This is a genomic window from Pseudomonas sp. OV226 (genome assembly GCF_003148705.1).
Taxonomy (GTDB): domain Bacteria; phylum Pseudomonadota; class Gammaproteobacteria; order Pseudomonadales; family Pseudomonadaceae; genus Aquipseudomonas.
The window spans coordinates 72,445-85,241 of sequence record NZ_QGGS01000001.1 but is presented as its reverse complement, the minus strand read 5'-3'; the positions used below and the strand labels follow the sequence as shown (position 1 = coordinate 85,241).

The following is a 12,797-nucleotide window of genomic DNA, read 5'->3' as shown; positions in this document are numbered from 1 at the left end:
GGCAAGCCAGCTCCCACAGGTTAGTCGTCGTACGCAAATCTGTGGCCACTGAAGATCCCTGTGGGAGCGGGCTTGCCCGCGATGGCGTCCGCCCAGACACCTTATTCGCCAGGCTAAACAAGGAGCACAACCATGACCTTCTCCATCGCCGCCCGTTGCCCTGAAACCGGCCAGTTCGGCATTGCGATCAGTTCCTCCAGCATCGCCGTCGGCGCCCGTTGCCCGTGGCTGCTTCCGGGTGTCGGCGCGGTCTCCACGCAAAACATCACCCTGCCCTCGCTCGGCCCGGAAACCCTCGCGCTCATGGAGCAAGGCCTCGCGCCTGCCGAGGCGCTGGACAAAGTCCTGACCCGCAACGGCTACAGCCAATACCGGCAAATCACCGCCATTGACCACCTGGGCCAGACCGCGCATTTCAGCGGTGCACAAACCCTGGGTAACCACAATGCCGTGTCCGGCGAACAATGCGTGGCGGCCGGCAACATGCTGGCGGATCGCTCAGTGATCGAAGCCATGGTCCACGCGTTCGAGCACGGCGAAGGTCAACTGGCCGACCGCTTGCTGGCCGCCATGAAAGCCGCCATCGCGGCTGGCGGTGAAGCCGGGCCGGTGCATTCGGCGGCATTGGTGGTGGTCGGTGAACTGACCTGGCCGATCATCAACCTGCGGGTGGATTGGGCGGACGAAAACCCGATCTGCCAGTTGGAAAAACTCTGGGACGCCTACCGTCCACAAGTCCAGGACTACATCGACCGCGCCCTCGCCCCTGACAAATCCCCCGGTTACGGCGTCGCCGGAGATGACCGATGAGCCACAGCCGCGATTTGCTGAAAACGCTGGTGGCGTTCGACACCACCAGCCGCGAATCCAACCTGCACCTGATCGAGTTCGTTGGCGACTACCTCGAAAGCTTCGATGTGCCGTGCGAACTGATCTACAACGAGCAGCGCAGCAAGGCCAATCTGTTCGCCACCCTCGGCCCGGCGCATCTGCCGGGCATCGTGCTGTCGGGACACACCGACGTGGTGCCCGTCGACGGCCAGCCGTGGACCGTTTCGCCGTTCGAACTCACCGAGCGCGACGGCAAACTCTACGGTCGCGGCACGGCGGACATGAAAGGCTACATCGCCTGCGTGCTCGCCCTGGTGCCGTCGCTGGTGAAGGCCACGTTGCGCCGGCCGGTGCACATTGCGCTGTCCTACGATGAAGAGGTTGGCTGCCTCGGCGTGCGCTCGCTGCTGACGGAACTGCAACAGCGTCCGGTCAAACCAATGCTGTGCATTATCGGTGAACCGACCGAACTGAAACCGGTGCTCGGGCATAAAGGCAAACTGGCGATGCGCTGCGATGTTCACGGCCAAGCGTGCCATTCCGCCTACGCGCCGCAGGGGGTCAATGCGATTGAATACGCCGCTGAATTGATCGGTGAGCTGGGACGCATCGGTCACCGACTGAAGGCGCCGGAGCTTCACGATGCGCGGTTCGATCCGCCGTTCAGCACCGTGCAAACCGGCGTGATTTCTGGTGGCAAGGCATTGAACATCGTCCCCGCCGATTGCCGTTTTGATTTTGAGATTCGCGCATTGCCTTCGCATGATCCCAGCGAGGTTGCGCAGGAGCTCAAGGCCTATGCCGAGCAACAAGTGTTGCCGCGCATGCGTGCCGTGAGTGAACAGAGTGAGATCCGCTTCAGCGAGTTGTCGGCGTATCCCGGTTTGGTGACGGATGCGCACAGTGAAGCGGCGGAATTGATTGCTTTATTTTCGGGCTCAAGAGCGTTCGGCACCGTGGCATTCGGCACCGAGGGCGGCCTGTTCGACGCTGCCGGAATTCCCACCGTCGTCTGCGGCCCCGGCAGCATGGATCAGGGCCACAAACCCGACGAATTCGTCAGCCTCGAACAGCTCAACGCTTGCGATGCCATGCTGCAACGGATGCTGCTATCGATCAGCTAATCCGCCCCCTACACATCCCCCTGTAGCAGCTGGCGAAGCCTGCGTCCGGCTGCGTAGCAGTCGTAAAATCTGACGGCTCGGTGCATCGGGAAAGACCGCGTGCGCAGGGTTTACGACTGCTACGCAGCCGGACGCAGGCTTCGCCAGCTGCTACATGTTGCGCGGTGTTTCGACGATCCAACCCCCTCTAATCCCACAGTTTTCTAGCGACCAACCGGCATACATTTTTTAACGTCTATACCCACAATCTTACTAATTTATCTCTCGCCACCCACCGCACATCATCAACTCCAACAAGAAAAGCGTCGCCCTGTGCGGCGCTCACCGAAGTACGTCCACGTACTCAAAATTGCCTTGGAGTCCGTCATGGTTACCGCTGCAACCACCACCGCCCCGCTCATTGAAAAACACACCATCGGCTACGTGCCGCCCGAAGATCGCCACGGCAAAACCCGCGACCTGTTCACCCTCTGGTTCGGCGGCAACATCGCCCCGCTGCCCATCGTCACCGGCGCCCTCGGCGTGCAAATGTTCCACCTGAACCTGGTGTGGGGCATCGTCGCCATCCTCGTCGGCCACTTGGTCGGCGGCGTGCTGATGGCGCTGCACTCGGCGCAAGGCCCGCAGATGGGCATCCCGCAAATGATCCAGAGCCGCGCCCAGTTCGGCTCCCTCGGCGCACTGCTGGTGGTGCTGATCGCCGGCGTGATGTACATCGGCTTCTTCGCCTCCAACATCGTCCTCGCCGGCAAGTCCCTGCACGGCGTCGTCGACAGCGTTCCGGTGCCGGTCGGCATCGTCATCGGCGCCCTCGGTTCCGGCATCATCGGCATCATTGGCTACCGCTTCATCCACGTGCTCAACCGCATCGGCACCTGGGTGCTCGGCGCCGGCATCGTGCTCGGTTTCGGCTACATCTTCACCCACGTGCAGACTGCCGACTTCCTCACCCGTGGCAGCTTCAACCTGTCCGGCTGGCTCGCCACCGTGTCCCTCGCCGCGCTCTGGCAAATCGCCTTCGCGCCGTACGTCTCCGACTACTCGCGCTACCTGCCGGCCAACGTGCCCGTGGCCGCCACGTTCTGGACCACTTACCTGGGCACCGTGCTCGGCTCCAGCCTCTCGTTCATCTTCGGCGCCGTCGCCGTCCTCGCCACGCCCGTCGGGATGGACACCATGGACGCCGTCAAACTCGCCACCGGCTCCATCGGCCCGCTGATGCTCGTGCTGTTTTTGCTCAGCGTCATCAGCCACAACGCCCTCAACCTCTACGGCGCCGTGCTGTCGCTGATCACCCTGGTGCAAACCTTCGCCTACCGCTGGATCCCCACCGCAAAAAGCCGCGCCGTGCTCTCGGTATTGATCCTCGCCGCCTGCTGCTTCGCCGCCGTCGGCGCCTCCGCCAACTTCATCGGCCACTTCGTCGACATGGTGCTGGTGCTGCTCGTAGTGCTGGTGCCGTGGACCGCAATCAACCTGATCGACTTCTATGCGATTCACAAAGGTCATTACGACATTGATTCGATCTTCAAGGTCGATGGCGGGATTTACGGGCGGTACAACCCACAGGCGTTGTTGGCGTACGCGATCGGGATTGTGGTGCAGATTCCGTTCATGAATACGCCGCTGTATGTCGGGCCGATTTCGGAGCACATCAATGGGGCTGATTTGTCCTGGTTGGTCGGCCTGCTGATCACCTCGCCGCTCTACTACTGGCTCGCCAACCGCGACACCGCTTACAAACGCCGCCTCGCCACCGGAAAACTGGCCACCTCGATCTAACTAACCCTGCAACTCCATGTGGGAGCGGGCTTGCCCGCGAATGCGGAAGGCCAGGTAAAATTGAATGACCTGACAGACCACCATCGCGAGCAACCCCGCTCATGCCTAAACCACAAAACCCCAAAAATTAATGAACCCTGCCCACCATCACTCACCTAACTGCATGACCATCAGGAGGGTGACCCATGCAATTCGAAACAACCTGGATAGTACTTACGGCAGTTCTTCTACTGATCGAGCTATGGGCAATCAACAGAGTCCGCAAAGCCGACGGCAAATCGAGCAACAAACTCTTGTGGATCGTGGTGATCGTGTTCGTGCCGATGATTGGGGTCCTGGCATGGGCAGCGTTCGGCCCGAAAAACACCGAACACAACGCGCATTCGCCGCAGGACCGACAATGACGTCGAACGATCCGCAACATCGATTTTGGTAATTGCACAAAGCCCCAACGATTCGGGGCTTTGTCGTTTCGGGCCATCCGAAAAACATGTAGGAAACCGCCCCCTGTGACGAGGGAGCTTGCTCCCGCTGAGCAGTGAAGCCGCCCCATTTTTCACCAAACTTTTAAACAACCCAAAACCCTGTAGCAGCTGGCGAAGCCTGCGTCCGGCTGCGCAGCAGCCGTAAACCAGTACACACGGTTCACCTGACACTAAACAACCTTTGATTTCACGCCCGCGACCCAACTGCATTCAATCGCAGCCACCCGCTAAAAACTCGAGTTTGCGTCCTACAACCCCGTTTGCAGCCACCAAAATCGACGCCTATATTCGAGCCGTCGCTGACCGCAGTCAGCGATAGGGTTTCGCAGCCCTGAAGAAGATGACGCACCGCTAAATGACAACTGTGGCAAACTTTGCCGCCGTTACGTTTTATGGCGGCTGTGTGTGGGAGACCTTCGGGTCTGCCGGCTTTTGTCTCTTCTCCGGTCTGCGAACCCACACATAGCTGCCACCTATTTGTTTCGCAGCAGAAAGGTGGCTACATAATCCTTTGAAGAGCTCATCTTTATGTCTACGAACAATCCGCCACGCCGCTTCACCCCCATGTCCCAATTCGCCACCGACTACCCCGTCCTGCTCATCGACAACGACGCCCCGCTACGCGAACTCCACAACTGCCTCAGCGAACGCCTCAACGCCGTCCTCAAATACCTAAACCTGATGGCCTGCACCAGCCTCCCCGACTACGCCGAAAACGACATCAACACCGTCACCAACATCGCCCGGATCATGGTCCAAGATGTGAGTGATGTGTTTCGGGTGATTGAGCAGCGTGGATTTGATGCGCCCAAAGGTAAGTAACCGCATTTCCACAAAAAAGGTGACAGATCTATTTATTAAATATAATTCGCACCTTCTCCACTAAAATAGTAAAAAATGGCGACAGATCTATCTATAAAAATAGATCTGTCGCCATTTATATTTCTCTAACTCTGAGCCCCTACCCTTTCGAGTTTGGTTCCGAAACTAATAGCTCTCGCATATGCAGGGTCCATTTCTGTGCCATCAGGGCGCCCCCCTTCGGTTCTTACATTAATAAACTCCCCTTTTACTATGCCTTTTTCGAAATCCACTTCTTTTAATCGCATTGTACCTTCGACAAACTGACCTCCACTTATCATTTCACTGCCGCCTTGGATCAAAAGCGCGCTAAAACCTCCCGAACCAACCTTATAATCAACACTTGGTTTAAAATTTACGTGTCCAAAGTCCAAGCGAAACACCCAATGATTCGGCGCATCCTCTGGATTAAACCCATAAAAATATCGTTGACCGGAAGCAGTAAAACGGCCATTAACTTTAACTTTACTGGTAGCTACAGCAAAATCCCTGTCAGACAACTCAATTTCAAATTGAGCCTCCCAGTCATCACTCGATGACGAACCTAGTAGCCGAACATCATTTTTTTCAATCGTTTTATTACTGGCCATAAACGACATCCTGTTTTATTTATAAATGAGCACTCTCATTTCAGCCCATTCAGACTAATTAAATAAAACACACTCCACACCTGTAAAATATGACAGGTAATAAGATCATTCAAGCATAACCACAAAAAAACCCATTACCCTTAGCTATAACAGCAGGCAAAAAGCTGCCAGACGAAGATCGACGACATTAGTTGCACCCACATCAGCGACCATGACCAGCGTGAACTCAGCAATGCCAAGAAGGTCGGTAGCTGCTCGTATATCGGCGATCACAACCTGCATAACCAGTGTGATCCATGAAGCAATGATTGTACGGCTCACCGAGTGCCAGATAGAGCCGGCAGCAAATCAGAGGAACTAAAACCCGCATTACTGCGGGTTTTTCATGATCTGTTTCATACATGGCAGAATCCCCCAATCGCAATCAAAGGTGACAGATCTATTTATTAAATAAATCTTTCATCATTTCCACTAGTAAAGAGATTTGCTTTTACGCTCTTGCCTTTGCTTTTCTCTAGCTTCCCGTTCCTCCCTTTCAAACTTTTTCATTTCTTCATAAAATTTAGTTGATGTTAATCTGAGATTCTGCATATGACCGATTGCGACTGTTGTAGCAATGACTGTAGTGGCGCCAGCCCAGGCGGTTTTGTTCTGCGCAATTCTGCTTAAAATAGAATAGCAGGGCCACAGGCCGGGAATGCTCACGCCTAACTCTAACAGCAGCGTATACCCAAAAAGGAATGCACCCGCGAAAAGCAACCCGAGAATTGAGAACATACCCAAGTAATACATTATGGATGATGAAACAACCCACGCATTTCGGACAAAAACAGGAACAGCAAGTATTACACCGAGCAATCTATAACCGATTATCTCAGCAAAATTGTTATACCAACAAGGAAGAAAAGGCCGGAAAATATATGAAGCCATCCATATAACAAATATTATTTTTAACACTATAACAATAACGTCCCACCACATATGCACCTCGCCAACAAACAGCCACAGAGATCAATTCAGCAATGCGACCTTTTTAAGTAGATCGTAGAGCCCATCCGGCACCAACGGCGCGTCATCAGTAAAGCCCTCCCACGCCAGCCACTTCGCAGTGAACGTCGCGCCATCGGTTTCCTGACCGTCCAAATACGGCAACTCATAAGCACTAACATCCACAAACTTCGCATCGTAAACCTGAACAATTTCATGCCCCGGCCTGCCGGCGTAGGTAAAGATGTTTTCAAGCGTCCCGAGCAAGCGGACATCAGTAATAGCCAAACCAAGTTCTTCCTGAACTTCGCGGACAATGGCTTGGGCACTGGTTTCGCCAAACTCGATTCCACCGCCGATTGGACGGAAGAATGGGCGGTTTTTGATGGGGTCGTGGGCTTCGCTGAGCAGGATCTTGCCATCGTGATGGAAGATGCAGAGTGCGAGGGGGCGGATGCGGGGTGTGGTCATGAGGTGAAGTCCATTTCTTTAGATAAACGCTGAAGCAGCTGCTTCCATTCAGCATGGGTGTTGAATGCGGACGCAGCCTTCGGCAGCTGCTACAAGGTTGCGTCCGTTTTGAGGTTAGAAGTTTGCCGGGGTGTTGGCGCTGATGATTTCCGCTTCATCCTGGCCAATATTGCGAAACTTGTGCGGCAGGGTTGTCGGGAAGTAGTAGCCGTCGCCCGCGTTGAGCACACTGATCTGGCCATCCACGGTCAGTTCAACCGTGCCACGGGTTACGAGCCCACACTCCTCCCCTTCCGAGTGCACAATCGGCTCTTCACCTGAACTCGCCCCAGGCGCGTATTGCTCGCGCAACAACCGCATCTGCCGACTCGGCACCGAAGCGCCAATCAGCAGCAACCGCAGCCCATGACGCCCGAGATCCGGCTGTTCATTGGCGCGGAACACGTATTGGTGCTCACGCGGCGGCTGATCAAAGGTAAAGAAGTCCGCCAAAGACATAGGAATGCCTTCGAGCAATTTTTTGAGGGAGCTGACGGAGGGACTGACGCGATTCTGTTCGATCAGGGAGATGGTGGCATTGGTGACGCCGCTACGCCGGGCCAGCTCGCGCTGGGACATTTTATAGCTTTCGCGTACTAATTTGAGTCTTGAGCCCGTGTCCATGACAGCCTTATGCGTGAATTACTTAAGGGGTAATGGGGGTGGATGGCGGGCGACTTTTGGCCGCGAAAAACACCGCTTCCCTGTCCCGGAAATTTGAAAGGCGGGTATTAAATCACGTTTGTTCGTGTTGCTCAGCAGGTTCGATAAATGGTTAGTTAAAAAGGTTGTTTTGACCTGATATCAGGGGGTTTGGCTGTGAAAACTGTAGGGGCGGTTGCTGTGTGTCAGCTGGCATTGATGGCGACGGGGATGGCCTCATCGCGAGCAAGCTCGGCTCCTACAGGGTAGTGGTGTGTCAGGCGATATCGATGCTGGCTGATATGGCCTCTTCGCGAGCAGGCACGCTCTCACAGTTTGGTTCTGGTCGTGTACAAATTTTGTGTATGCCATAGATCTCCTGTAGGAGCCGAGCTTGCTCGCGATGGCGGTGTATCAGCCTCCGTCGATGTGACTGACACACCGCCATCGCGAGCAAGCTCGGCTCCTACAGGGATTGCGGCGGGTTTAGATGCCGAAACGGTCGCGCAGCGAGTAGTACACGGCACCGAGGGCGGTCAATGGGGCCGAGAAGGTGCGGCCGCCGATCATTGGCATGTGTGGCAGCGAAGCGAACGCATCGAAGCGTTCGGCGTCGCCGCGGATCATTTCCGAGATCAGTTTGCCGGCCAGGTGCGAGCAGGTGACGCCGTGGCCGCTGTAGCCTTGCATGTAGTAGGCGTTTTTCTCGATGCGGCCGAATTGCGGCATGCGTGACATGGTCAGCAGGAAGTTGCCGGTCCAACGGTAGTCGATCTTCACGTCCTTCAATTGCGGGAAGGTCTTGAGGATTTTCGGCTTGATCAGTTGTTCGATGTCATCCGGTTCGCGCGCGCCGTAGACCACGCCGCCACCGTACAGCAGACGGTTGTCGGCGGTGAGGCGGTAGTAGTCGAGCAGGTAGTTGCAGTCTTCGACGCAGTAATTGTTTTTGATCAGGCTGCGCGCTTGCTGCTCCGACAACGGTTCGGTGACGACGATTTGCGAGCCGCACGGCATGCTTTTGCTGGTCACGCGGTTGTCGAGGCCTTGCGGCAGGTAGGCGTTACCGGCGATCAGCAGGTACTTGGCCTTCACCACGCCTTTGGCGGTGCGCACGGTGATCGGTTCGCCGTAGGTGATTTCCACCGCCGCCGATTGTTCGTAGATTTTGCCGCCCCGGCCGATGATGGCCGACGCTTCGCCGAGGGCCAGGTTCAGCGGGTGAATGTGGCCGCCCTGCATGTCCAGCAGGCCGCCGACGTAGGCGTCGGACCCGACTTCGCGCTTGATGTCGGCCTTGTCGAGCATTTTCAGGTTCTTGTTGCCGTAGCGCTCCCAGCTCTTCTTCTGCTCGGCCAGGCCATTGAGTTGCTTCTTGTTCATCGCGGCGAAGATGCCGCCCGGACGGTAGTCGCACTGGATGTCGTAGTGTTGTATGCGCTGACGGATGATGTCGGCGCCTTCGAAAATCATGCTGCCAAGGATTTCAGCCGTCTTGTCGCCGTAGCGCTCTTCGATGACATCGACGTCGCGGCTATAAGAGTTGACCAGTTGACCGCCGTTGCGACCGCTGGCGCCGAAACCGACTTTGGCGGCTTCCAGTACGGTGACGCTGTAGCCGGCTTCGGCGAGGAACAGCGCCGAGGACAAACCGGTGTAGCCTGCGCCGATGATGCAGACGTCGCAGTCCACCGCACCTTCCAATACCGGGAAGTCGCCCTTGAAGTTGCGAGTGGCGGCGTAGTAGCTGTTTACATGTGTTTGTTTCGCAGAATCTTGTTTCATAGCTTTCTCCGATGGCCGCCGGCAGCGTGCCGGCGACCGTCGCTTTTTTTATAGGTGTTAGAGCTTGATCCAGGTCGCTTTGAGTTCGGTGTACTTGTCGAACGCGTGCAGCGATTTGTCCCGACCGTTACCCGACTGCTTGTACCCGCCGAACGGCGCGGTCATGTCGCCGCCGTCGTATTGGTTGACCCAGACGCTGCCGGCACGCAAGCCGCGAGCGAAGGTGTGAGCCTTGCTCAGGTTGCTGGTCCAGACGCCGGCGGCCAGGCCGAAGATGCTGTCGTTGGCGATGGCCAGGGCTTCTTCAGCGGTGTCGAAGGTGATCAGCGACAGCACCGGGCCGAAAATTTCTTCACGGGCGATGGTCATGGCGTTGGTCACGCCGTCGAAAATCGCCGGTTCCACGTACAGGCCGCCGGTGCTTTCGAGGGTGCGGCTGCCACCCGCGATCAATTGCGCGCCCTGGTCTTTGCCGACCTGGATGTAACGCAAGACGTTGTCCAATTGACGCTGATCGACGACCGCACCGACGGTGGTTTCAGGGTCCAGTGCATGGCCCGGTTTCCAGGCTTGCAAGGCTTCCACCAGCAGCGGAATGAACTGCTCGCGGATCGAACGCTCGACCAGCAAGCGCGAGCCGGCGGTGCAGACTTCGCCCTGGTTGAAGGCAATCGCACCGGCCGCCGCTTGGGCTGCCGCGCGCAGGTCCGGCGCGTCGGCGAACACCACGTTCGGGCTCTTGCCCCCGGCTTCGAGCCACACGCGTTTCATGTTGCTTTGCCCGGCGTAGATCATCAGTTGCTTGGCAATCGCGGTCGAGCCAGTGAAGGCCAGCACGTCGACGTCCATGTGCAACGCCAGTGCCTTGCCGACGGTGTGACCGAAGCCCGGCAGCACGTTGAACACGCCTTTCGGGATGCCGGCGTCCAGCGCGAGCTGAGCGATGCGGATCGCAGTCAGCGGAGACTTTTCCGAAGGCTTGAGGATGAACGAGTTGCCAGCCGCCAGGGCCGGGGCGAACTTCCAGCTGGCCATGATCAACGGGAAATTCCACGGCACGATGGCCGCGACCACACCCGCCGGTTCACGGGTGATGAGGCCCAGTTGATCGTGCGGGGTGGCGGCGACTTCGTCGTAGATCTTGTCGATGGCTTCGGCGCTCCAGCGGATCGCGTTGGCGGTCGCCGGGATGTCGATGTTCATCGAGTCGTTGATCGGCTTGCCCATGTCGAGGGTTTCGAGCAGGGCGAGTTCTTCCTGGTTGGCCAGGATCAGGTCGGCGAAACGAATCAGGATGCGCTTGCGCTCGGCCGGGGCGAGGTTGGCCCAGATGCCGGATTCGAACGTGCGGCGCGCGACGGCGACGGCCGCATTGGCGTCGGCTTCGTCGGTGCTGGCGACGTTGGCCAGGAAGCGACCGTCGACCGGACTCGTGCATTCAAAGGTATCGCCGCTGAGTGCCGGGGCGTATTGGCCGTCGATGAACGCACGGCTTTCAATGGTTAGGGACTGGAAGCGTTGCTCCCAGTCGCTGCGAGTGTTTGTCATGGTTGTGACTCGACGTAGAGGAGTGTAGGAGCCGAGCTTGCTCGCGATAGCGGCGCATCAGGCGACATTGATGTTGAATGTGCCGCCGCTATCGCGAGCAAGCTCGGCTCCTACAAGGAGGGTACGGCGGGAAATCACCATTAAAATCGAAGGTAATTAACCCACCGCTCAAGTCCATCAGACGGTGTGCAAGTACCAGTTGTACTCAAGGTCGGAGATGGAGTTCTCGAACTCGGCCAGCTCGCTTTCCTTGCACGCCACGAACACGTCGATGTACAGCGGGTCGATGTATTTGGCCATGACTTCGCTGTCGTCCAGCTCGCGCAGGGCATCGCGCAGGTTGTTCGGCAGACTCTGCTCGTTTTGCTCGTAGCTGTTGCCTTCTACCGGTGCGCCCGGTTCGATCTGGTTGGTCAGGCCGTGGTGAATACCCGCCAAAACCGAGGCCATCAACAGGTACGGGTTGGCGTCGGCACCCGCAACACGATGCTCGATGCGTACCGAGTCCGGCGAACCGGTTGGCACACGCACTGCTACGGTACGGTTGTCGATGCCCCAGCTCGGGGAGTTCGGCACGTAGAACTGCGCGCCGAAACGACGGTACGAGTTGACGTTCGGGCAGAGGAACGCCATCTGCGCCGGCAGGGTCTCGAGCACACCGCCGATCGCGTGTCGCAGCGCGGCGTTCTGCTCGGGATCCTCGCTGGCAAAGATGTTGTTGCCTTCTTTGTCGAGAATCGAAATGTGCACGTGCAGACCGTTGCCTGCCTGACCCGGATACGGCTTGGCCATAAACGTGGTGTCCATCTCGTGGTCGTAGGCGATGTTCTTCACCAGACGCTTGAGCAACACCGCGTAGTCGCAGGCTTTGATCGGGTCGTTGACGTGATGCAGGTTCACTTCGAACTGCGCCGGGGCGCTTTCCTTGACGATGGCGTCAGCAGGGATGCCCTGCTCTTTCGCGCCTTCGAGGATGTCTTGCAGGCAGTCGACGTATTCGTCGAGGTCGTCGATCAGGTACACCTGGGTCGACACCGGACGCTTGCCGGACACCGGTGAGCGCGGCGATTGCGGACGGCCGTTCACGTTGTCCTGGTCGATCAGATAGAACTCGAGTTCGAACGCAGCGCAGATGGTCAGGCCCATGTCGTCGAACTTGCGCACGATATTGGCCAACACTTCACGCGGGTCGGCGAAGAACGGCTCGCCTTCCAGTTCATGCATGGTCATCAACAGTTGCGCGGTCGGGCGCTTCTGCCAAGGCTCGATGCTGAGGGTGCCAGGAATGGGGAAACAGATTCGGTCAGAGTCGCCGATGTCCAGACCCAGGCCGGTGCTTTCCACCGTAGAACCGTTGATGTCCAGAGCAAACAGGGACGCCGGCAGGTTAATGCCTTTTTCGTAGACCTTATGAAGACTGGTGCGCTCGATGCGCTTGCCGCGCACCACACCGTTCATATCCGCAATCAGAAGGTCGACGTACAAAACCTCAGGATATTTCTTAAGGAATGCGTTTGCTTCGTTGAGTTGAACGGCACGCAGAGGGACCGACATGATGCACCTATTTTTTAGCTGTTAATTATTATGTTCACTACCCTTTCACGAGCCCAGTCAACCCGAACGGCAAAGTGAAGTCAATAGCGAACACTTGG

General features: G+C 57.2%; 13 protein-coding genes. 5 read left to right on the top strand and 8 right to left on the bottom strand.

The window, feature by feature from the left end; genetic code table 11:
* Nucleotides 1-132 precede the first annotated feature (132 nt).
* The 5 genes from C7534_RS00465 to C7534_RS00445 all read left to right on the top strand — a co-directional run bounded on the left by C7534_RS00465 (nt 133) and on the right by C7534_RS00445 (nt 5,044).
* Nucleotides 133-810, top strand: a complete 678-nt coding sequence (locus C7534_RS00465; protein WP_109784603.1) for a DUF1028 domain-containing protein — start codon at nt 133-135, stop codon at nt 808-810.
* Nucleotides 807-1,955: an acetylornithine deacetylase gene (gene argE, locus C7534_RS00460; protein WP_109784602.1), complete on the top strand. Its 1,149-nt coding sequence runs from the start codon at nt 807-809 to the stop codon at nt 1,953-1,955. Before C7534_RS00465 ends, argE begins: the two co-directional genes overlap by 4 nt.
* A 366-nt stretch (nt 1,956-2,321) precedes the next feature.
* Nucleotides 2,322-3,737 carry a purine-cytosine permease family protein gene (locus tag C7534_RS00455; protein ID WP_109784601.1) on the top strand — a complete coding sequence of 472 codons (1,416 nt, stop codon included), beginning with the start codon at nt 2,322-2,324 and terminating at the stop codon, nt 3,735-3,737.
* A 185-nt stretch (nt 3,738-3,922) separates the two neighbouring features.
* Entirely contained in the window at nt 3,923-4,141 is a 219-nt protein-coding gene (locus C7534_RS00450; protein ID WP_109784600.1) for a PLD nuclease N-terminal domain-containing protein, read from the top strand.
* A 609-nt stretch (nt 4,142-4,750) separates the two neighbouring features.
* Entirely contained in the window at nt 4,751-5,044 is a 294-nt protein-coding gene (locus C7534_RS00445) for a fructose-bisphosphate aldolase (RefSeq protein ID WP_109784599.1), read from the top strand.
* Nucleotides 5,045-5,169: 125 nt separating this feature from the next.
* Here C7534_RS00445 and C7534_RS00440 read toward each other — a convergent pair whose 3' ends face one another.
* From C7534_RS00440 to C7534_RS00410, 8 genes are all read right to left on the bottom strand, one after another.
* Nucleotides 5,170-5,673 carry a hypothetical protein gene (locus C7534_RS00440; protein WP_109784598.1) on the bottom strand — a complete coding sequence of 168 codons (504 nt, stop codon included), beginning with the start codon at nt 5,671-5,673 and terminating at the stop codon, nt 5,170-5,172.
* 144 nt (nt 5,674-5,817) lie between these two features.
* Nucleotides 5,818-5,955 carry a hypothetical protein gene (locus C7534_RS32480; RefSeq protein WP_158283911.1) on the bottom strand — a complete coding sequence of 46 codons (138 nt, stop codon included), beginning with the start codon at nt 5,953-5,955 and terminating at the stop codon, nt 5,818-5,820.
* A 189-nt stretch (nt 5,956-6,144) separates the two neighbouring features.
* Nucleotides 6,145-6,654 (bottom strand): hypothetical protein, encoded by a 510-nt coding sequence (locus tag C7534_RS00435; RefSeq protein WP_109784597.1) that lies wholly within the window; start codon nt 6,652-6,654, stop codon nt 6,145-6,147.
* A 30-nt stretch (nt 6,655-6,684) separates the two neighbouring features.
* The gene (locus C7534_RS00430; protein ID WP_109784596.1) at nt 6,685-7,131 is read right to left on the bottom strand and encodes an NUDIX hydrolase; all 447 of its coding nucleotides are present in this window, start codon (nt 7,129-7,131) and stop codon (nt 6,685-6,687) included.
* Between the two features lie 114 nt (nt 7,132-7,245).
* A complete protein-coding gene (locus C7534_RS00425; protein WP_046027697.1) occupies nt 7,246-7,794 on the bottom strand; it encodes a cupin domain-containing protein in 549 nt (182 codons plus the stop codon).
* A 504-nt stretch (nt 7,795-8,298) separates the two neighbouring features.
* Entirely contained in the window at nt 8,299-9,597 is a 1,299-nt protein-coding gene (locus tag C7534_RS00420; protein ID WP_109784595.1) for an NAD(P)/FAD-dependent oxidoreductase, read from the bottom strand.
* Nucleotides 9,598-9,654: 57 nt separating this feature from the next.
* Complete coding sequence (locus C7534_RS00415; RefSeq protein ID WP_109784594.1) at nt 9,655-11,145, bottom strand: aldehyde dehydrogenase; 1,491 nt, start codon at nt 11,143-11,145, stop codon at nt 9,655-9,657.
* A gap of 177 nt (nt 11,146-11,322) precedes the next feature.
* Nucleotides 11,323-12,699, bottom strand: a complete 1,377-nt coding sequence (locus C7534_RS00410; RefSeq protein ID WP_046027704.1) for a glutamine synthetase family protein — start codon at nt 12,697-12,699, stop codon at nt 11,323-11,325.
* Nucleotides 12,700-12,797: the final 98 nt, after the last annotated feature.